Annotated in this window: 16 protein-coding genes; 4 read left to right on the forward strand and 12 right to left on the reverse strand. The window is 62.6% G+C overall.

What is annotated here, in order from left to right; all coding sequences use genetic code 11:
* Positions 1 to 27: 27 nt before the first annotated feature.
* The 4 genes from HRQ64_RS14635 to HRQ64_RS14650 all read right to left on the reverse strand — a co-directional run bounded on the left by HRQ64_RS14635 (position 28) and on the right by HRQ64_RS14650 (position 4,217).
* Positions 28 to 1,518, reverse strand: coding sequence for a DEAD/DEAH box helicase (locus tag HRQ64_RS14635; RefSeq protein WP_248305105.1), 1,491 nt, complete (start codon positions 1,516 to 1,518; stop codon positions 28 to 30).
* 323 nt (positions 1,519 to 1,841) lie between these two features.
* Positions 1,842 to 2,633, reverse strand: a complete 792-nt coding sequence (locus HRQ64_RS14640; RefSeq protein ID WP_172123886.1) for a molybdopterin-dependent oxidoreductase — start codon at positions 2,631 to 2,633, stop codon at positions 1,842 to 1,844.
* Positions 2,630 to 3,448, reverse strand: a complete 819-nt coding sequence (locus tag HRQ64_RS14645) for a cytochrome b/b6 domain-containing protein (protein WP_172125088.1) — start codon at positions 3,446 to 3,448, stop codon at positions 2,630 to 2,632. The genes HRQ64_RS14640 and HRQ64_RS14645 overlap by 4 nt, the downstream gene beginning before the upstream one ends.
* Before the next feature lie 118 nt (positions 3,449 to 3,566).
* Positions 3,567 to 4,217 carry a ThuA domain-containing protein gene (locus HRQ64_RS14650; RefSeq protein ID WP_172123888.1) on the reverse strand — a complete coding sequence of 217 codons (651 nt, stop codon included), beginning with the start codon at positions 4,215 to 4,217 and terminating at the stop codon, positions 3,567 to 3,569.
* Positions 4,218 to 4,580: 363 nt separating this feature from the next.
* Between HRQ64_RS14650 and HRQ64_RS14655 the strand changes: the two genes are divergently transcribed.
* Positions 4,581 to 6,191: a bifunctional metallophosphatase/5'-nucleotidase gene (locus HRQ64_RS14655; RefSeq protein ID WP_172123890.1), complete on the forward strand. Its 1,611-nt coding sequence runs from the start codon at positions 4,581 to 4,583 to the stop codon at positions 6,189 to 6,191.
* Between the two features lie 61 nt (positions 6,192 to 6,252).
* Here the strand turns inward: HRQ64_RS14655 and HRQ64_RS14660 are convergent, their stop codons facing one another.
* The 6 genes from HRQ64_RS14660 to HRQ64_RS14685 all read right to left on the reverse strand — a co-directional run bounded on the left by HRQ64_RS14660 (position 6,253) and on the right by HRQ64_RS14685 (position 11,909).
* A complete protein-coding gene (locus HRQ64_RS14660) occupies positions 6,253 to 6,504 on the reverse strand; it encodes a GlsB/YeaQ/YmgE family stress response membrane protein (RefSeq protein WP_127753775.1) in 252 nt (83 codons plus the stop codon).
* A gap of 87 nt (positions 6,505 to 6,591) precedes the next feature.
* Positions 6,592 to 7,374 (reverse strand): ThuA domain-containing protein, encoded by a 783-nt coding sequence (locus tag HRQ64_RS14665; RefSeq protein WP_172123892.1) that lies wholly within the window; start codon positions 7,372 to 7,374, stop codon positions 6,592 to 6,594.
* Between the two features lie 200 nt (positions 7,375 to 7,574).
* A complete protein-coding gene (locus tag HRQ64_RS14670) occupies positions 7,575 to 8,582 on the reverse strand; it encodes an ABC transporter ATP-binding protein (RefSeq protein ID WP_172123894.1) in 1,008 nt (335 codons plus the stop codon).
* Positions 8,583 to 8,740: 158 nt separating this feature from the next.
* The gene (locus HRQ64_RS14675; protein ID WP_127753778.1) at positions 8,741 to 9,589 is read right to left on the reverse strand and encodes a carbohydrate ABC transporter permease; all 849 of its coding nucleotides are present in this window, start codon (positions 9,587 to 9,589) and stop codon (positions 8,741 to 8,743) included.
* The gene (locus HRQ64_RS14680) at positions 9,589 to 10,506 is read right to left on the reverse strand and encodes a sugar ABC transporter permease (RefSeq protein ID WP_248307100.1); all 918 of its coding nucleotides are present in this window, start codon (positions 10,504 to 10,506) and stop codon (positions 9,589 to 9,591) included. The genes HRQ64_RS14675 and HRQ64_RS14680 overlap by 1 nt, the downstream gene beginning before the upstream one ends.
* A gap of 152 nt (positions 10,507 to 10,658) precedes the next feature.
* Entirely contained in the window at positions 10,659 to 11,909 is a 1,251-nt protein-coding gene (locus HRQ64_RS14685; protein WP_172125090.1) for an ABC transporter substrate-binding protein, read from the reverse strand.
* 328 nt (positions 11,910 to 12,237) lie between these two features.
* Between HRQ64_RS14685 and sseA the strand changes: the two genes are divergently transcribed.
* The 3 genes from sseA (at position 12,238) to HRQ64_RS14700 (ending at position 17,598) form a co-directional block, all read left to right on the forward strand.
* Positions 12,238 to 13,068 (forward strand): 3-mercaptopyruvate sulfurtransferase, encoded by an 831-nt coding sequence (sseA, locus tag HRQ64_RS14690; RefSeq protein ID WP_172123898.1) that lies wholly within the window; start codon positions 12,238 to 12,240, stop codon positions 13,066 to 13,068.
* Positions 13,069 to 13,190: 122 nt separating this feature from the next.
* Positions 13,191 to 14,450 carry an efflux RND transporter periplasmic adaptor subunit gene (locus tag HRQ64_RS14695; RefSeq protein ID WP_210258560.1) on the forward strand — a complete coding sequence of 420 codons (1,260 nt, stop codon included), beginning with the start codon at positions 13,191 to 13,193 and terminating at the stop codon, positions 14,448 to 14,450.
* Between the two features lie 13 nt (positions 14,451 to 14,463).
* Positions 14,464 to 17,598: an efflux RND transporter permease subunit gene (locus HRQ64_RS14700; RefSeq protein WP_172123900.1), complete on the forward strand. Its 3,135-nt coding sequence runs from the start codon at positions 14,464 to 14,466 to the stop codon at positions 17,596 to 17,598.
* 440 nt (positions 17,599 to 18,038) lie between these two features.
* Here the strand turns inward: HRQ64_RS14700 and mmsB are convergent, their stop codons facing one another.
* Together mmsB and mmsA are read right to left on the reverse strand one after the other, a co-directional pair.
* Positions 18,039 to 19,265 carry a multiple monosaccharide ABC transporter permease gene (mmsB, locus tag HRQ64_RS14705; protein WP_127753783.1) on the reverse strand — a complete coding sequence of 409 codons (1,227 nt, stop codon included), beginning with the start codon at positions 19,263 to 19,265 and terminating at the stop codon, positions 18,039 to 18,041.
* Positions 19,262 to 20,794 (reverse strand): multiple monosaccharide ABC transporter ATP-binding protein, encoded by a 1,533-nt coding sequence (gene mmsA, locus HRQ64_RS14710; protein ID WP_172123902.1) that lies wholly within the window; start codon positions 20,792 to 20,794, stop codon positions 19,262 to 19,264. Before mmsA ends, mmsB begins: the two co-directional genes overlap by 4 nt.
* Positions 20,795 to 20,878: the final 84 nt, after the last annotated feature.

A 20,878-nucleotide genomic window follows, 5' to 3' on the forward strand; every position in this document is an offset into this window, starting at 1 on the left:
CCGAGGAGCCGCCCTTTTCTGTTCCGTTTAGCCGTTGGCGCGACGCGCCCGCCCGGCTTCCTTCTGGGGCTTGCCCCAGCGCTGCTTGGGCTTGCCATCCACCTTGGCACCGATCAGCTTGCCGGTATCGCCATCACGACGCACGCGGTTGACCTGCCCTTCCGGGCGGGTGCGTGGTGCAGCTTCAGCAGGCGGCCGGGTCCGTGCGGCAGGCTTGCCTTCTTCCGCAAAGGCCGCGAATGGCCGGCGCTCGGCTGGCGAGCGACGATCCTGCTGCGCCGGCTTGGGGTTGCGTGCCGTGCGCGGTCCGGGGCGATTACCGGCTGGCTTATAAGCCGAGCGCGGTGCTTCCACGACGCCGGTGTCATTGGCCAAGTGCAGGTCGCCCGAAACCGGCAGCGTGCGCCGGATCAGCCGTTCAACGTCGCGCAGCTTGCCGCGCTCGGTGCCGTCACACAGGGTAATGGCAATGCCTGAAGCGCCATTCCGGCCCGTCCGGCCGATGCGGTGAACATAGTTCTCCGGATCGTCGGGCAGTTCGTAATTGACCACATGGGTGATGCCGGGCACGTCGATGCCGCGGGCCGCGATGTCGGTTGCGACCAGGATACGCACTTCGCCGGTGGCAAAACCCTTGAGGGCTGCCTGACGCGCATTCTGCGACTTGTTGCCGTGGATCGCCGCGGCCTTGTGGCCGTCGATCTCGAGGCTCTTTGCCACCCGATCGGCACCATGCTTGGTGCGCGAGAAGATGATCACGCGCTCCATATTCTCGGTTTCGCTGGCGAGCAGTTCGTTGAGCACGCCACGCTTGGCCTTGGAGCCCGACATGATCACGCGCTGGTCGATCTTGACCACGGTCGAGCCGGCGACCTGCGCATCAACACGCACTGGATCGTTCAGCAGGCCCTTGGCCAGCTCTGCAACTTCAGGCGCCATGGTCGCCGAAAACAGCATGGTCTGGCGGCGCGTGCCAATGGCCTTGGCGATGTGCTTGACCGGGGCGATAAAGCCCATGTCGAGCATCCGGTCGGCCTCGTCGAGCACCAGCCAACGCGTTTCGTTGAGCTTGATCTTGCCGTCGTCCATCAGGTCCTTGAGGCGACCGGGAGTGGCGACAACCACGTCCACGCCCTTGGCGAGCTTCTGGACCTGGTGGTAACGCGACACCCCGCCCAGCACCAGAACGGTGGAGAGCTGCATCTTGGAGCCCGCAAACTTGCGGATGTTTTCTTCGATCTGCACCGCCAATTCGCGGGTCGGCGCCAGGATCAGCGCGCGGGCGGTCAACGGCCGCGCCTTGCCGGTCAGCGTCAACAGCCCCGCCAGGATCGGCAGGCCAAAGGCTGCGGTCTTGCCCGAACCGGTCTGGGCAATGCCGACCATGTCCCGGCCAGCCAGCAGCTTGGGAATGGCCTGGAGTTGGATCTTGGTGGGCTCGGTGAAGCCGCCGGCGGTCAGACTGTCAGTCAGGACTGCGGGCAGGCCGAGGGAAATAAAATCGTTCAATTCAATCATACTTTCTGCGCCGATGAAGCGCATCGGGCGCGCAGAACAATGCAGCGCGCCGGTCGCCAGCCGCAAAGTGCAGGTGGCGCGTCAACAGGTGCAATCGGGCGATAAAAGGAAAGTATCGCGCGGGTGCTGGCTCGAACCCGGACAAACTGTTTCCGGGCTGACTTCGCCGCTCACCGCAAGGATAAGAAGAGAAGTCCGTCACCACTGATAGCTGCCCGGTCCAAGACCGTGCGGGTGACGATGCACCCTATGTGGAGGAGCCGGGGGCAAATAGCAAGCTTCGATTGTCTCTCCGGCTGCATGGCCGCCCTGCGCCGCCGGGGTTAGATGCCGCCATACCAGTCATAGCCATAGTCTTCCCAATACCCACCATTGCCCCGGCCAAAGGATTGCAGGTCCGCCACCAATTCGATCGTGTGCAGATATTTGGGCTGTTTGTAACCCAGTGCGCGTTCGATCCGCAGCCGCACCGGGGCGCCGTTTGATACCGGCAGCACCTGGTCATTGAGGCCGTAAGCCAGGATCGATTGCGGATGATGGGCGTCTACCAGGTCCGAGCTCTCATAATAAAAGACATCGCCCGAAAGGCCCCGCTCGATATTATCAAAGCAGTGATAAACGCAGAACCGCGCGTCAGGATGGACGCGCGCGGCGTCAAGGATCGGCCCCAACGGCGTACCGGTCCATTTGGCGATGCAGCTCCAGCCCTCGACGCAATCATGCCGGGTAATCTGCGAACGGGCTGGCATATTGCGCAGCTCGTTAAGCGAGAAGCTCAAGGGCTGCTCGACCATCCCGGTGACCTGCAGCCGGTAATCGGCGAAATTACCCTCCTGCAACGCTTTGTATTCGTGCGTCGTCGGCTGGGTCGATCCATTGGGCTTCTGCCCCTGCCGGATTTCGCTGGCGGCATATTCGCGCGCTAGCGTCTGCTCGCCAACAAGGCGGCGCTGCGCCCGGTAGGTCAGCACATTGGCTTGTTCGACGAAGTTGCGGGCGGGATGGTTTTGCTGCCCGAGGAAATCGAACTGGTCGCACCCCGCTAGGATCAGCCCCGAGGCAGCCCCAGCCGAACCCTGCAGGAACCGACGGCGGGAAAGCAGGAGGCGGCTCACGGTCGATCTCCTTTGAGCTTTGGATTACCCGCGCTGATCCGGTACCAGCCGGTAACCATGGAGCGCAGTTCGTTGAACGGCCCCGCCGCAACCACCATCACGAGGTGAACCACAAAGAACAGCACCAGCAGCACCATGGCGCCAAAATGGATCGTGCGCGCCGTTTGCCTCCCGCCAAACAGATCGAGCATCCAGGGCCAGGCAGCGTTGAGCGCCGGGCTCATGGTCAGCCCGGTCAGCACGATCAGGGGAAACAGCACGAAGAGCACGACAAAATAGGTGATCTTTTGCACCGGCCCATAACTGCGATTATGGTGGAGGCGAAAGCGGGCATGATCGACGAGATCGCCTGGCGCCGCCTTGAGGTCGGCAATCCCGGGCACGATGTTGCGGCGTAAATGCCCCTGGAGGAGGCTGGCGACGAACCAGACCAGCATCGTGCCCAAAAACAGCCAGCCGAAAAAGAAATGCACCACCCGGCCGGTCCCCAAATCCCGATAGCTGGGAATGGTCACGGCGCCCGGGAAGGCGGTTAACACAGGACTTTCCGCCGAACCCGACGCGCCCAACACGCCCGTCGTATCAAAGGTCTGGCCAAAAATCCGCGTTTGCCCGCGCGGCCCCTCAGGGCTGTTCACCGCCCCGATCGCCAGCACCGAATTGTCGAATTCAAAGCCCGATTGCTCGCCGATATAAAGCGTGGGATGCGCGTTGAAGATCTGCAGCCCACTCAGCAGCAGGAAGAACAGGCAGACTGCCCATACCCAATGGGTGACGCGGGTGGCCAGCGACTGCCGGTAAACCAGGGGCCCCACGGCCTTCCTGCGGCGCCTTGTGTCTGCCTCACTCACTTGCCGCTCCACTTGTGAACCCATCAAGATACGAAGCGAACAGCACCGCAGTTTCAAGTCAACTCACGGCGATGAGGCCCGGCTATTCTTCGTCGCGAGCCGCCCAGTTGAGGCCCCGGCGCATGATTGTCGCCATGTCGCTGTTCTCGAATTCCTTGGCCCGATGCCCCAGCGTCATGTGGAACACCCGGCCCTGCCCATGGTGCCGCTTCCACACCACCGGCATGGTGACGCCTTCGATCCAGGGCGCGTGTTCGCCGCTGAACGTTGTGGTCGCGAGCACCTCGTTGGAGGGGTCCACATGCATGTAATACTGCTCGGACGTATAGGGGAACGACTTGATCCCGGCCATCACCGGGTCATCGGGCTTGGTCACGTCAACCGTATAGTCGATGATGTTCCCGGGATGGGCGACCCACTGCCCGCCCACCATGAATTGGTACTCCACCGCCTCCCGAAAGGCATCGCTCATGCCCCCGTGATGGCCCGCCAGGCCCACCCCACCTTGAACGGCCTTGGTGAGGTTCTCCACCTCCTCCTTTTCGATCTTGCTCATGGTGAAGATCGGCACGATCAAGGACAGATCGTGGATGGACGGATCCGCAAAGGCGCTCGTCTCGGTCGCCATGCGCACCGAAAACCCATCTTCGTGCAGCCACCGGCGGTAAATGGCAGCACATTCCTCAGGATCGTGCCCAGCCCAACCGCCATAAACAATCAATGCGCTTCGCATGGCATTCCCCGCAAATCAATGGGCGCGGAGATTACCGCATAAACCGCTGAATGGAACCCCGGCCCGACCGCCCTTCATGATCGATTTGGCCTCGCCATCGCCCAGAAACCACCAGCTATGCTGTTGAAGACGGACCGGCAAAGCACAACGCCACCCCTCGAAAAACCTGCCCTGCTGTTCCAGTGTTTCGGCCCAGTTTGGCGGCGGAAAGCGAGAAATCACGGCAATACAGGCCATGATGAGGGAGAGTGAAGTGAACCACTTCCACCTGTCATAAAGACCTGATTAACTTCCCTGAGGTGGTCCGGCCTCGCTTGAGGCGCCATTGCAACAGCACGGTCGAAAGCATCAAGGATGACAGGGATGAAGAAACTGCTCTTGGGCGCCAGCGCGCTCACCCTCTGCGCCACATTTTCTGGCGCAGCCTACGCCGATTGGACGCTAAACATCCTGCACATCAACGATTTCCACTCGCGCTTCGAGCCGATCACGGATTCAGACTCCGATTGCGACGCCGAAACCGATGCGGCCGGCGAGTGCTTTGGCGGTATCGCCCGCCTGAAGTCCATCATCGATACCACGCGCTCCGACATCGACGCGGCCGGTGGCAACTCGCTGCTGCTTTCGGCTGGCGACAACTTCCAGGGCTCGGTCTATTACACCACCTACAAATCCAAGGTCGTTTCCGACTTCTTCAACCAGATGAATTTCGACGTGGTTGCTACCGGCAACCATGAGTTCGACGACGGCCCCGAAGAATTTTCCACCTTCATCGCCGCCGCCGAGTTTCCCATCATCGGCGGCAATTTCGACGTGACCCGCTCCGAGGACCTGCGGGGCAAGATCAAGGGCTCCATCGTTCTCGATGTTGGCGGCGAGCGCATCGGCATCATTGGCGCCACCACCGAAGACACCCCTGAGATCGCTTCACCCGGCGCCGATGTCGAGTTCACCGACGTGATTCAGTATGTGCGGGGCGCCTCCGAAGCCCTTGATGCGGCTGGTGTAAACAAGATCATCCTCCTCAGCCATATCGGCTATACGCTGGACCAGCAGGTTGCCGCCGCCCTGCCCCTCGTCGACGTCATTGTCGGGGGCCACTCCCACACCCTGCTGTCCAACACCGCCGAAGGCGCGGCTGGCCCCTACCCCACCCTGGTCAACAACCCCATGGGCGTGGAAGTGCCCGTGGTTCAGGCCAATCAATACGGCAAGTATCTCGGCAATCTCGCTGTCACCTGGAACGACCAGGGCGAGGTGATATCAGCCGAAGGCGAGCCCTTCCTGATCGATGCTTCCGTCGATGGGAACGAGGACTTCGCCACCCAACTGACCGCACTGGCCGGCCCGATCGAGGAAGCCATGGGCGAGGTGATCGGCACCGCCACCGCGCCAATCGAAGGCTCGCGTGAAGTTTGCCGGGCCATGGAATGCGCGATGGGCAATTTGCTGGCTGACGCCATTCTCGACCGTGTCGCCGACCAGGGCGCCACAATCGCCTTCCAGAATGGCGGTGGCGTGCGTGCTTCCATTGACGCCGGCGAAATCACCATGGGTGAGGTGATCACCGTGCTCCCCTTCTCCAACACGCTCGCCACGGTCGACATCACCGGCGCCGATGTGATCGAGGCTCTCGAAAACGGGGTCAGTGACGTCGAGAACGGCGCGGGCCGCTTCGCTCAGGTCGCCGGGCTCAAATACGCCTTCGATATCTCTCAGCCCGTGGCCAGCCGGGTCAGCGATGTCATGGTCAAGGATGGCGAGAACTGGGTCCCGATCAACGAGGAGGCCACCTACAAGATCGTCACCAACAACTATGTGCGCGGCGGCGGCGACGGCTTTGCCAGCTTTGCCGGCGGCGACAACGCCTATGATTTCGGTCCCCCGCTCGAGCAGGTCGTAGCCGAATACATTGCCAAGCTCGGCGGCGAATACACGCCCTATACCGATGGCCGCATCACCGTCATCAAATAGTGGCCGCCCCGAAATACGAAAGGCGCCCCGAGGGGCGCCTTTTTTTGTTGGTTGCAACGGATTAAGCCCGCCGGGCCAACTGGCTCCAAACCAGCAGCACGATCACCGCGCCAACCACCGCCCCGATAAACCCCGCCCCATCATTGGCGTCGTAGAGCCCGATCTGCTGCCCCAGGAATGTCGCCACCAGTGAGCCGACAATGCCCAGCACCGTAGTGAGGATAAAGCCGGATGGCTTGTGATCGCCCGGCGTGATCCAGCGCGCGATCAGCCCCGCAAAGAACCCAACGAAAATACTCCAGATAATGCCCATTTCGGTCCCCCTGTTCGCGCCACTAGATGCGCAATGGAAGCCGCACTTGCAAGATCGGGAATGTTCACTGCGCTGGGCTTACCGGGCCTAGCGAAACCCTTCTTCGCGCCCATGATGCAGCTTGGGCCCGCGCTCCTCGATCTGTTCGGGCGCTTCGTCGACCGGTCGGTTGGGCGCGGTGAGCAACTGCGGATAGCTGTTGGCATTATAGGCCCAGTTCACCGCATTGCGCAGCACCAGCCCCACCGTATCGTCGTGATAGGTCGGATAGGTTTCGTGGCCCGGGCGGAAATAGAAGATATTGCCCGCGCCACGCCGATAGGTCAGCCCCGAGCGGAACACTTCCCCACCCTGGAACCAGGACACGAACACCGTTTCGAGCGGCTCGGGCACCGAGAACGGCTCGCCATACATTTCTTCCATTTCGAGCTCGAAGAACGGCGGCAGTCCCTTGGCGATGGGGTGGCCGGGATTGGTGACCCACAGCCGCTCGCGCTCGCCCGCTTCGCGCCAGGAGAGGCCGCAGGGCGATCCCATCAGCCGCTTGAAGATTTTTGAGAAATGCCCGGAATGGAGCACGATCAGCCCCATGCCTTCCCAGACGCGCTGGGCGATCCGCTCGACCACCTCGTCCTCGACCTGGCCATGGGCGGCGTGTCCCCACCAGATCAGCACATCGGTCTCGGCCAATGCCGCTTCGCTGCAGCCATGCTCGGGGTCCTGCAGGGTCGCGGTCTTGGTCGAGATATTGCTGTCGCTGGCGAGGAGCTTGGCGATCTGGTTGTGCATGCCCTCGGGGTAATTGTCCGCGACGATCTTGTTCTTTTGCTCATGGACATTTTCGCCCCAGACCAGGGTACGGATCGGCATGGTCGTCTCCTATGGATAGCTCTTGTACGGGTGGTTGGGCCGGCCCGACCTCCGCTGAACAGGCGGTTCGTCTGGAATCCAGCGCCGCCACTCGGGTCATCGAACCGGGAAAGCAACGCCAGGGCGCCTCCCGCAAGCCCAACGCTTGGCGCAATCTCCCGTTGCGCGCGCCTGCGTCGGTCAGCGCAGGCGCGCGCTCTTTAGCGGATCGGTTTGCCGGCGCCATCAAAGCGGTGGATTTTATCGTCCATCGGACTGATATGCACCGTCTCGCCCGAATGGTAGCTGTTGTTGCCATCGAGCCGCACCACTACGGGCTCTTCGGTGCCCATTTCGAGATAAACATAGCTGTCGGCACCCAGGTTTTCCGTATGGATCACCTTGCCGGTCCACAGCCCCTCGCTGGGCTTGATGATGATGTGTTCGCCCCGGATGCCCACAGTCTTGGCGCCAAAGGGCGCCGCCAGTTCCCCGGAGAGGAAGTTCATCTTCGGCGAACCGATAAACCCGGCGACGAACATGGAATCTGGCCGCTCATAGAGCTCCATCGGCGTGCCCACCTGCTCGATCATCCCGTCGCGCAGCACGCAGATGCGGTCGGCCAGCGTCATCGCTTCCACCTGATCATGGGTCACATAGATCATGGTGACGTCGTTCATCTCTTCGTGCAGCTTGGCGATCTCGATACGCGTCGCCACGCGCAGCGCCGCATCGAGGTTCGAGAGCGGCTCGTCGAACAGGAACACCCGCGGATCGCGCGTGATCGCCCGCCCGATGGCTACGCGCTGGCGCTGCCCGCCCGACAGCTGTTTGGGCAGCCGGTCGAGATAGGGCCGGATCTGCAGCATATCGGCGGCCCGCTCCACCCGCTGGCGGATCTCTTCCTTGCCCTTGCCCTTTTCCAGCGTCAGCCCGAAGGCCATGTTCTCGTAGACCGTCATATGCGGATAAAGCGCATAGGACTGGAACACCATGGCGATGCCGCGCTTCGATGGGGCCAGCGCGTTGACCACCTCGCCATCAAACAGCATCTCGCCCGAGGTAATGTCCTCGAGCCCGCAGATCAGCCGCAGCAAGGTAGATTTGCCGCAGCCCGAGGGCCCGACAAACACCATGAACTCGCCCGAGCGCACCTGCAGGTCGACGCCCTTGATCACCTCCACCACGCCAAAGGCCTTGCGGATATTGCGAAGCTCGATGCTAGCCATGTTGCGGTTCCTTTGAAAACCGATTGGTCATTCGGGTCAGGTCGAGGCGAAAATGCCGACAAGCGAGTACCGAACCGGAGCGTACATTTTGTACGTGAGGACCGGAAGCGCAGCGAATTGGCATTTGCAGCCCGGCCTCACCTGAATGAACATCGGGGTTAGCCTTTGACGCCGCCGGCGGTGAGCCCGCTGACGATCTTGCGCTGGAAAATCAGCACCAGCACCACCAGCGGCACCGTCACGATCACCGAAGCGGCCATGATCAGCCCCCAGGGCGTTTCGAACTGCGAGCCACCCGAGAGCAGCGCAATCGCCACCGGAACAGTGCGGGTATTGTTGGATGAGGTGAAGGTCAACGCGAACAGGAACTCATTCCAGGCGCTGATGAAGGCCAGGAGCCCCGTCGTCACCAGCGCCGGCCACATCAGCGGCAGGAAGACGCGGGTGATGATCACCCAGGGGGTGGCGCCATCAACGATCGCCGCTTCCTCGATCTCCACCGGCAGGTCGCGCATGAAGGTGGTCAGTACCCAGACGGTAAAGGGCAGCGTGAAGATCGTGTAGGAAAAGATCAGCGCCCAGGGGGTGTTGTAGATCCCAAGGCTGCGGATCACCTCGAACAGCCCGGCCAGCACCGCGATCTGGGGAAACATCGAGACGGCGAGGATCGTCATCAGCAATAAGCTACGGCCCCGGAACCGCACGCGGCTCAGCGCATAGGCCGCCGTCACAGCCAGAAACAGCGCCAGCAACACGGTGACGGTCGCGACAAAGATCGAGTTGAGCAGATTGCGCGGAAAGCTGCCTGAGGTCAGCACCGATTGGTAGTTCTGCAGGCTGAACGAGGTCGGCCAATAGCTGACCCGGAAAATATCCGTGCCCGATTTGAAACTGGTCAGGATCGCGTAATAGAACGGGAACACCGAGACGACGACGATCACGAGGACCAGCAGGTAGAACAGCACCCGCTTGATCAGCTTCCAGGGATGGATGGTAGCAGCGGCCATCAGCGATCTCCCCCATCGAAATTGACCCGTCCCAGCCAGATATAAAGGATGGTGAACAGCACGATGAGCACGAACAGGAATGTCGACTGCGCCGAGCCATAGGCAAAATTGTCGAAGTCGAAGAGGTTCTCGCGCGCCAGCACCGACATGGTCTTGGTGGCCGCGCTATTGGGCGTCAGCACATAGATCAGATCGAAGATGCGCAGCGCATCGAGAATGCGGAAGATGATCGCCACCATCAGCGCTGGCCGGACCAGCGGCAGCGTGATCCGGAAGAACTGCTTGACCGGATGCACGCCGTCGATTTCGGCCGCCTCATAGATGTCGCGCGGAATCATCTGCAAGCCCGCCAGGATCAGCAGCGCCATAAACGGCGTCGTTTTCCAGATATCGACGATCAGCACCGCGGTCATCGCCGTTTCGGGTGACGCCGTCCAGGCCACTTTCTGGCTCAACAGGCCCAGCTTCATGCCGAGATCGTTGATGATGCCGAACTGGTCGTTCAGCATCCAGCCCCACATGCGGGCCGAAACAATGGTCGGGATCGCCCAGGGGATCAGGATGGCCGCCCGCACAATGCCGCGGCCCTTGAACTCGGCATTGAGCACCAGCGCCACCAGCATGCCCAGCACCGCCTCGGCGGACACCGAAATGACAGCGAAACGAACGGTGTTCCAGACGGCGTTCCACCAGGCCGGATCCACCAGCAGGCCACGGTAAATCGTGCGCCCGCTTTCGAGCGTGCGGATCTGCAGATAATTGCTGAACCCCACCCATTCGGCCCCATAAAGGTCGTTGAGCGAAGCGTCGGTGAAGGAAAAATAGATCGAGCGAAGCAGCGGCCAGCCGGCCACCACCGCCAGCGCCGCCATCATCGGCAACAGGAACCAGCGCGCCGCCCGCAGGCGCTGCTGCATCAGCTGGGACTGGGCCTTGGGTCTGGCTGCGGGGACTGGCGCCGCCAGGGTTTCGGTAGCCATTTGCTGCTCCTCCCCCGTTATTTGCCCCCGGCTGGAGGCGGGCGGCTAGCGTGCCGTCCGCCCGAGCTGACGAGGGCCCGACTTCTGGCTTACCAGCCGCTGCCCTTGAGGTCGGTCAGATCGAGTTCCAGCACTTCGAGGTTCTCCGCCGCCGAGCCATTGCCCGAAAGCGTGTCATGCACAGCGCTCCAGAACAGCGAGGAGACCTGGTTGTAATCCGCCTTGGTCGGGGCCGATGGACGCGGCACCGCATTCTGGAAGATTTCCTTCCAGTTCGGCACGATCGGCGCGGCCTCGGCGATTTCGGCATCGTCATAAAGGGCTTCGATCGTGGGCAATTGCGTCTGGTTGATCGCCCGCGCTTTTTGCACTTCGGGCGAGCTCAGGAACAAGGCCAGCTCGATGGCCGCATCGGGATCCTGGGAATATTTGGATACGGCATAATTCCAGCCACCCAGCGTTGCGGCCGACCGCGCCTCGGCGCCATCGCCTGCTGGCAGGGGCGCCACGTCGAACTTGCCGGCAATGCTGGAGTCCGAGCCATTGCCCAGCGCATAAGCATAGGGCCAGTTGCGCATGAACACTGCATTGCCCAGCTGCCAGACGCCGCGGCTTTCTTCTTCGCCATAAGCGAGATTGCCTTCGGGCGAGATCGTGCCGATCCAGCTGGCCGCTTCCTCGAGCGCCGCGACCGCCTGCTCGTTGTTGATGGAAATGGTGCCGTCGGCCTCAACCACCTGCCCGCCGCCATAGGATTTGACCCATTCCAGCGCGTTGCAGGTCAGCCCTTCATAGGCATTGCCCTGGAAGACGAAGCCGAACATGTCGGGGTTCCCCGCCGCACGCTCGCCATCCATCACTTCCTGGGCGGTCGCCTTGAGCTCGGCCCAGGTGCCGGGCACTTCCTTGCCGTATTTTTCCAGCAGGTCGGTGCGGTAATACAGGGCTGGCGCGTCGGTATAGCCGGGCATGGCTACGAGCTTGCCGTCCACGGTCTGGGATTCGATGATCGAGGGGAAATGCGCCCCGATCACATCGGCAGCCGCTTCGCTGAGGTCGAGGAACTGGTCCGCCAGCTGCGGCGCCCAGATCACGTCGGTGGTATACACGTCGATATCGGCATTGCCCGCCGCCAGCCACAGCCGATACTGGCCGAACTGGTCCGAGGTCGATGACGGCATGGGCACGATGGTGACGGTGTGCCCGGTCTGCTCGGCAAACAGGTCCAGCTGGGTCTGCAGGAATGCCAGCCCCGTGCCGGTGTCCCCCGAAACAATGGACAGCTCGGCCGCTTGCGCGGCGCTCGCCACCAGGGTGACGCTCGCCAGCAGACCGGCCATCAGCTTGTTGATCTTCATTGGTATCCTCCCGAATGAAACATGCGACGAGGAAGAACCCGGCCAACACACGCGCCTCGATCCGGGCGGCGCTGCCAGCATTCCACCTCAATGCTTTAGCTCGCTGGTTGACCCAACACTTCTCCTAAAGCCTTCTTGCCACGAGACAACCAGAGGCCCCCTACACTGTCAAGCAGCGGCCAGGTTAATTTGCCCCGGCCCTGCTTTTTGACAAGAATGCCACCCCTTCCCCGCCCGAACTGTCTCGCGCCGGTTTGACGCGCGCGGGCGCCCGCGCCATGGTGGCGCGCAATGCGCAAGGAGTCGGATCATGGATAATCACTTTGTTTCAACCGACTGGCTGGCCGACCGTCTCGGCGATCCCGATCTGGTGATCGTGGATGGCTCCTGGCACATGCCCGGCTCCGTGCGCGATCCGCACGCCGAGTATCTGGAGTCCCATCTGCCGGGCGCGGTGTTCTTCGACATCGACGCGATCGCCGACAAGGACACCGACCTGCCCCATATGCTGCCCGCCCCTGCCGCCTTTGCCGGCGCCGTGGGTGAGCTCGGCATCGCCGATACCATGACCATCGTGGTCTACGACCAGCTCGGCATGGCCACTGCCCCCCGCGTCTGGTGGACCTTCAAGGTCATGGGCGCGCCCAACGTGCTCCTGCTCGAGGGCGGCTCGCCCAAATGGCGCGCCGAGGGCCGCCCCACCGAGTCAGGTCCCGTGCAGCGCGAGCCGCAATGGTTCCAAGTGCGGCTCGATCCCGACCGCGTCACCGATTTCGGCACCGTGCTCGCCCGCAGCCGCGACCGTGAAGCGCAGATCCTTGATGCCCGCCCCGCCGCTCGCTTCAACGCCGAAGTGCCCGAGCCGCGCCCGGGCCTGCGCGGTGGCCGCATTCCCGGCAGCATCAATGTGCCCGCGAGCCTTTTGACCGAAGCGGGTGCCATGCGCTCGCCTGACGAGCTGCGACAGCTTTTCGCCGAGCGCCGCATCGATCTCAGCCGCCCCATCATCACCACCTGTGGCTCGGGCATCACCGCCTCTGCCCTTGCGCTCGCGCTTGAGGTCGCCGGCGCCAAGGATGTGTCGGTTTATGACGGCTCCTGGACCGAATGGGGCGCCAATCCCGATGCTCCGATCGCCTGAAACGGCGGTGCATGGTTAATTAACGGCATTGTAACGTGCGCAGGGGGGACCAAGGCTGATATGCTGCAACCGACAGCGCTGCGGCTCCTTCGCGCGCATTAGGTGAATGGGATTAAATCAGCTTGATACGGCAGCTTCTGGCATCGGTGATCATTTTAGCCGCTGCGGCCCTGGCATGGGTCTTTTTCGCCCCCGGCGCTACACAAACCCTGGCCTCCTACGGCATCGCCCTGCCCTTTGGCTCCACCCAGGAAGTTGCCAATGCCCCTCCAGCCGGGCGCCCGGGCGGCGCTCCTGGCGCCCCTGATGGCGCTCCCCGTGGACCCGCGGCCGGCCCTGGCGCAAACCCTGGTTCAGGTCCGGGCGGGCGCGGCCCAGGTGGCCCGCGCGGCGCCAGTCGCCAAACCAATGTCGTGACCACCGGGGTCACCCTCGCCACCATTAACGACACCCTCAGCGCCATCGGCGAAGGCACCGCCGTGCGCTCGGTCACCGTGGTTTCCTCCGCCGGCGGCACGCTGACCGAAGTTCTGGTCGCGCCCGGCCAGGAAGTGGCAGCCGGCGACGTCATCGCCCGCCTCGAAGCCGATGCCGAACAGCTTGCCCTCGACCGCGCCCGCCTCGCCGCCGATGATGCCGCTGCGACCCTTGCCCGCACCGAAGGGCTCGCCAGCTCCAATGTCGTGGCCAACACCGCCCTCACCGCCGCCCAGCTCGCCGCCGCCAATGCCGACCTCGAGGTGCGCAATGCCGAACTGGCCCTCGCCCGCCGCACTATCACCAGCCCAATCAGCGGCACGGTCGGATTGATCCAGGTCACCCCCGGCAATTATGTCGGCGCGCAAACCACCGTCACCACCATTGATGACATCGCGTCGGTGCGCGTCGATTTCTGGGTGCCCGAGCGCTACACCAGCATCGTCCAGCCAGGAACGCCCATCACCGTATCCGCCCTCGCCGTGCCGGGCCGCACTTTTGAAGGCGAGATCAGCGCCCTCGACAATCGCGTCGATCCCGCCAGCCGCACGCTCCAGGTCCAGGCTGAAATTCCCAATGAGGACGGCACCCTCCGCCCCGGCATGTCTTTCCAGGTGGCCCTGCGCTTCCCCGGCGAAACCTATCCAGCCGTCAATCCGCTGGCGATCCTGTGGTCCACCGAGGGCTCTTATGTCTGGAAATATGTCGAGGGCCGCGCCGTGCGTGTGTCTGCCGAAATCGTCCAGCGCAACAGTGACGGCGTTTTGGTCCGGGCCGATCTGGAGCCGGGCGACGCCATCATCACCGAAGGCGTGCTGCAGCTGAGCGAAGGCGCTCAGGTGACGCTCCTTGAAGGGCCCGACGGCACCGGGGGCGAACAGCCCCAGGCCGCGTCGGCCAGCTAGCCCGCAAAGGATTATGCCCATGTCGATTGCAGCAAAAAACCAGCGCGGCGGCACCCTCGCCGGCCTCTTTGTGCGCCGCCCGGTCATGGCGATGGTGATCAATGCCCTCATCGTCGTGGCCGGCCTTGCCGCGCTGCTGGGCGCCGAAGTGCGCGAACTGCCCAGCGTCGAGCAGCCCGTCCTGTCCATCTCCACCCGCTTTGAGGGCGCGGCCGCTGAAACCGTTGATCGCGAGGTCACCGCGGTTGTAGAAGGCGCCGTGGCGCGCGTTCAGGGCGTCACCGCCATTTCCTCGAGTTCCTCCACCAATACCAGCCGCGTTACCCTGGAATTTACTGACGGCACCAATCTCGATGTCGCGACCTCCGATGTCCGCGATGCCCTGAGCCGCGTCACGCGCTCCCTGCCCGACGGGGTAGATGACCCCACCATCTTCAAGGCAGACTCCGATGCCCAAGCCGTTATCCAGCTTGCGGTCACGTCCGATATCGTCCCGGTAGGCGAGCTGAGCCAGCTGGTCGAGGACGTGATTTCCGAGCGCCTCGCCGCCGTCAACGGCGTGGCCGAAGTGCAGGTCTATGGCACGCGCGAAACCGCGTTCGAGATTGATGTCGATCCCGTCAAGCTCGCCAGCCTTGGGCTCACCGTCGCCGATATCCGCAACGCCGTTTCCACCATTGCCTTCGATACGCCCGCCGGCTCGATAAACGGCCCCAACCAGAATATTTCCGTGCGCGCCCTCTCCGAAGTCACCCAGCCGGAGGACTTCGAGAACATCATCATCTCGGGCAAGACGACGCTGGGCGATGTCGCGACTGTCGTCTTCGACGCCGCCGCCAGCACTTCGTCGCTCCGCTCCGATGGCAAGCCCGGCATTGGCCTCGGCATCGTGCGCCAGGCCCAGTCCAACACCATCGAGATTTCGGAAGGTGTTCATGCCGCCGTCGAGGTGCTCAACCAGACCCTGCCCGAAGGCGTCAACGTCAAGATTTCCAGCGACGACGCGGTGTTCATCGAGGGGGCACTGCACGAGGTGCAGATTGCCCTTATCGTCTCGCTACTGGTGGTCGTCGCCATCATCTATCTGTTCCTGCTCGATTGGCGCGCCACCATCGTGCCAGCACTTTCCATGCCTATCGCCCTTTTGGGCGCCGTGGCCGGCATTTACCTCGCCGGGTTCTCGCTCAACATCATCACGCTGCTCGCGCTCGTTCTGGCGACAGGCCTTGTGGTCGACGACGCCATCGTGGTGCTGGAAAATATCGTCCGCCGCAAGGCGATGGGCGCTGGACCTCGCGCCGCCGCCGTCCTGGGCACCCAGGAAGTGTTCTTTGCCGTGGTCGCCACCACACTGACCCTTGCTGCGGTGTTCATCCCGCTGTCATTCCTTGCCGGCCAGACCGGGCGACTGTTCCGCGAATTCGGCTTCACTCTCGCGATCGCCGTGCTGTTGTCTTCGGTAGTGGCGCTGTCGCTTGGCCCCATGATCGCCTCGCGCCTGCTCAAGGCCGAGCCGCATACCGATCAACCCCGCAAGGGTCTGATCGGCGGCATCGGGCGCTTCTTTGCCCGTCTTTATAACCGCACCCTCAAGCTCGCCCTCGCCAACCCCTTTGTGGTCGTGCTCGTCGCCCTGCTCTTTGCCGCCTCGTCCTATTACGTCTATGGCAATCTGCGTCAGGAGATCACCCCGCCCGAGGACCGCTCGCAGATTTCCCTGCGCGTGCAGGCCCCCAGCACAGCCAGCCTCGATTATGTGCGCAGCCAGATGACGACCATCGAGTCCATGCTGCAGCCCTTTGTCGACAATGGCGAAATCCGCTCGATCTTTGTGCTCTCCGGCTGGGGCAATGGCGGCTCGCTCACTCTTTCCCTTGCCCCCTGGGGTGAACGGGAACGTAGCCAGGCCGAAATCGCGGCCGACATCAATGCCCTGATGGCCCAGGTTCCCGGCGTGCGCGCTTCGGTCGGTCAGGGCAACAGCCTTGGCATCCGCGGCGGCGGCTCGGGCCTGCAATTTGCCGTGGTCGGCTCCAACTATGATGTGCTGGCCGACACGGCCGAAACCATCAGCGACCGGCTCGAGGAAGACGGGCGCTTCGGTCGCGTTACCGTCAATTTCGATACGACTCAGCCCCAGCTCACCTTGTCGGTCAACCGCGAACGAGCCGACGCGCTCGGCATCGATATCAACGGCCTTGCCACCACCATGCAAGCCATGATCGACGGCACCGATGTGGGCACCGTCTTCATTGAGGACACCAGCTACACCGTGCGGATGCTCTCCACCAGCAACCCGGTGAACGACCCGCGCGACCTCGAAACCCTCTTCGTCAAGACCGGCCAGGGCCGCTATGTGCCCATGTCGACCATCGCCACCATCACCGAGTCTGCCGTGCCGCCGACCTTGCGGCGCGAGCAGCAGCGGCGCGCAGTGACGGTCACTGCCAGCCTTGAAGATGGCGGCCTGGCGCTCGGCGACGCCTATACTCGGCTGCTTGAAATCGCTCGCCCGATCATGCCCGAGGGCACCGCCATCCTGCCCCTTGCCGAAGCCAAGACGCTGGGTGAAGCCAATAACGGCCTATTCCTCACTTTCGGCTTTGCGCTTGTCATCATCCTTCTGGTGCTGGCGGCGCAGTTCGAAAGCTTGTGGAGCGCCATTATCGTCATGACCACGGTGCCCTTTGGCGTTGCGGCGGCGCTCTACGCCCTGCTGGCCACGGGAGGCAGTCTCAACATCTTCAGCCAGATCGGGCTCGTCCTCGTGGTCGGCATCATGGCCAAGAACGGCATTCTGATTGTTGAATTTGCCAACCAGCTGCGTGATGAGGGCCGGTCCGTGGCTGAGGCGATCGAGGAAGCATCCAATATCCGCCTGCGCCCGGTGATGATGACCATGATCGCCACCATCATCGGCGGCCTGCCATTGGTGCTGGCCAGCGGCGCGGGCGCCGAAGCGCGGACGGCGCTTGGCTGGGTGATGGTGGGCGGCCTCAGCTTCGCCGCCATTTCGACGCTCTACCTGACGCCGGTGGCCTATCTGCTGCTGGCCCGCTTCAGCAAGCCTAAGGCCGAACAGGAAGCGCGCCTCGAGCGCGAACTCGACGCCGCCAACGCCCCGGCGGCACCGGTCCCGGCAGAGTAAGCCGGCACCGGACGCGTCGGTCGCCCCGTGGCGGCCGACCAACTTATCCCCGGTGCCAAAAGCTCGGTTATTGTTGCCCCATCTTCATGCGCAACTGCGCGGTCGCGACGAACGGTCGGCATGGGGACGCCGGATGGCATGGGGGTCGCTCCATGTCCTGTGGTTTAAAGGATGATCTGTGACCCGATTTGAGCCCCCGGGTTTGTCTTTCGGCACGGGCTTAAGCCGAGGACGGTCCTTTCCATAGAGTCTCCGGGATAGCATGGGGCAAGGCTTGCTTCACCTATACCTTTCGCCGGACGACCGGCACCGAGGCGATCCTTGCCCCATGTCGCAGCCGCTGACCTTTGGTCGAGCGGAGATTCGGCACATCCCCGCCCTTGTAAACAAAAGGCCGCCGGATTGCTCCGGCGGCCAGATTTGAATCTGCGAACAGGCGCTTAGGCTTTGTTCTTGTTGTAAACGTCGAACACCACGGCGCCCAACAGCACCAGGCCCTTGATCACCTGCTGCCAGTCGATATTGACGCCCATGATCGACATGCCATTGTTCATCACGCCCATGATGAAGGCGCCGATCACGGCCCCTGCCACCTGCCCCACGCCACCCAGGGCCGAGGCGCCGCCGATGAACACGGCCGCGATCACGTCGAGCTCGAAGCCCTGCCCTGCCTTGGGGGTCGCGGTATTGAGGCGCGCCGCAAAGATCAGCCCGGCAAGAGCCGCCAGCATGCCCATGATCACAAACACATAAAAGGTCAGCCGCTCGGTCTTGATGCCCGAAAGCTGCGCCGCCTTGCTGTTGCCGCCCAGCGCATAGATGCGCCGCCCCAGTGTCGTGCGCTTGGTCACGAACACAAAGATCGCGATCAGGATCGACATCACGATCAGCACATTGGGCAGGCCGCGATAGGAGGCCAGGAGATACGAGAAGAACAGGATCAGCGCACCCAACACCGCGGTCTTGACCGCGAACACGGCAAATGGCTCGGCCTCATAGCCATGTTCCTGGCGGCGCTTGCGGCTGCGCAGGCTGGTGAACACATAGGCCAGCGTCACGAGGATACCGATCACCAGCGTCGTCGTGTGCAGCACCAGCGGCGGGCCATCGCCCTGTGGGATGGTGATGGGGCCGATGATGTCGGGGACAAAGCCGGCGCTCAGCAGCTGGAACTCCACCGGGAACGGCCCGACCGAAGCGCCGCCCAGCAGCGCCAGCACCAGGCCCTTGAACACCAGCATGCCCGCCAGCGTCACGATAAAGGACGGGATCTTGAGATAAGCGATCCAATAGCCCTGTGCCGCGCCGATGGCAGCACCAACCGCCAGGCACAGCACCATGGTGGCGAGTGGCGGAATGCCCCAGCGCACCATCATGATCGCGGCGAGACCGCCGACAAAGCCCGAGACCGAGCCCACCGACAGATCGATATGGCCAGCGACGATCACCAGCAGCATGCCCAGCGACATGATCACGATATAGGAGTTCTGCAGGATCACATTGGTCAGGTTCAATGGCCGGAACATCGTGCCATTGGTGGTGATCTGGAAGAACACCATGATGGCCAGCAACGCGACGACCAGCCCGTAGTCGCGAAGATTGGCCTGGAGTACGGAGCGCGCCGAAGAAGTGGTGCTCGGTACCTGCGGTACGGTTTCGGTGGTCATGCGATTTTTCCTTCTGCACGCACGATAGAGCGCATGATTCGTTCCTGGCTTGCCTCGCTCCCGGCGAGCTCGCCAACGATGCGGCCTTCATTCATCACATAGATACGGTCACAGATCCCCAGCAGCTCGGGCATTTCCGAGGAGATGACCAGAATGCCCTTCCCCTCGTCAGCCAGCTTGTTGATGATCGTATAGATTTCATACTTGGCGCCAACATCGATGCCGCGGGTGGGCTCGTCGAGGATCAGCAGGTCAGGGTTGGCAAACAGCCACTTGCTGAGCACGACCTTCTGCTGGTTGCCGCCCGAAAGATTGCCCACGATCTGATAGACGCTCGAGGAGCGGATATTGGTCATCTTGCGATAATCGTTGGCGACCTTCATCTCGGCCATGTCGTCGATCACCCCGCCATGCGAGATGCCCGGCAAATTGGCCAGCGTCGTATTGTGCTTGATGTGGTCGATCAGGTTCAGCCCATAGGTCTTGCGATCCTCGGTGGCATAGGCAATCCCGGCATCCACTGCCCGGCGGACGGTGGAGGTATCCACCTTCTTGCCATGCATGAACACTTCGCCCGTAATGTTGCGGCCATAGGTCTTGCCAAAAAGGCTCATGGCGAATTCGGTCCGCCCGGCCCCCATCAGCCCAGCAATGCCCACCACTTCGCCCTTGCCCACATTGAGGTTGACCCCCTTGATCACCTGCCGCTCGCTATGGAGCGGGTGGTAGACCGACCAATTCTTGACCTCTAGCAGCACCTCACCGATCTTCGGTTCGCGCTTGGGATAACGATCCTCCAGCGAGCGCCCCACCATGGACGCGATGATCCGGTCTTCCGACATATCGGCGCGGTCCATCGTCTCGATGGTGCGCCCATCCCGGATCACCGTGACCCGGTCGGCGACACGGGCGATCTCGTTGAGCTTGTGCGAGATGATGATCGAAGTAATCCCCTGCGCCTTGAACTCCAGTAGAAGATCAAGCAGTGCCGCGCTGTCCTTCTCGGACAGGCTCGCCGTGGGTTCATCAAGGATCAGCAGTTTGACTTCTTTGGACAGCGCCTTGGCAATTTCCACCAGCTGCTGCTTGCCCACCCCGATATGGGTGACCAACGTATCGGGATCTTCCTTGAGCCCGACCATGGACAACAGCTTGCGCGCGCCATTGCGCGTCTCATCCCAGTCGATCACCCCCGCTTTTGCCTGCTCATTGCCCAGAAAGATGTTTTCGGCAATCGAGAGCAACGGCACCAGCGCCAGCTCCTGATGGATGATGACGATACCCACATGTTCGCTGTCGCGGATGGTTTTGAAGGCAACCGGTTTGTCTTGATAAATGATCTCCCCTTCGTAGCTGCCGGCAGGATAAACCCCGCTCAGCACCTTCATCAGGGTGGATTTGCCCGCGCCGTTTTCCCCCACAATCGCGTGGATCTCGGCTTCGCGCACATCCAGGTTCACATCCTGCAGCGCCTTGACCCCCGGAAAGGTCTTGGTGATGCCGCGCATTTCCAGAATGGTTTTGGTCATCGTCTTGTCTCTAACGCTCCGTAGCGCGGCGCTTAGCTTGGTTCTATCGGGTCCGGCAAGCAACGCCTTTGTGACGGGAAAGGC

This window comes from Devosia sp. 919 (assembly GCF_013185965.1).
Lineage (GTDB): Bacteria > Pseudomonadota > Alphaproteobacteria > Rhizobiales > Devosiaceae > Devosia.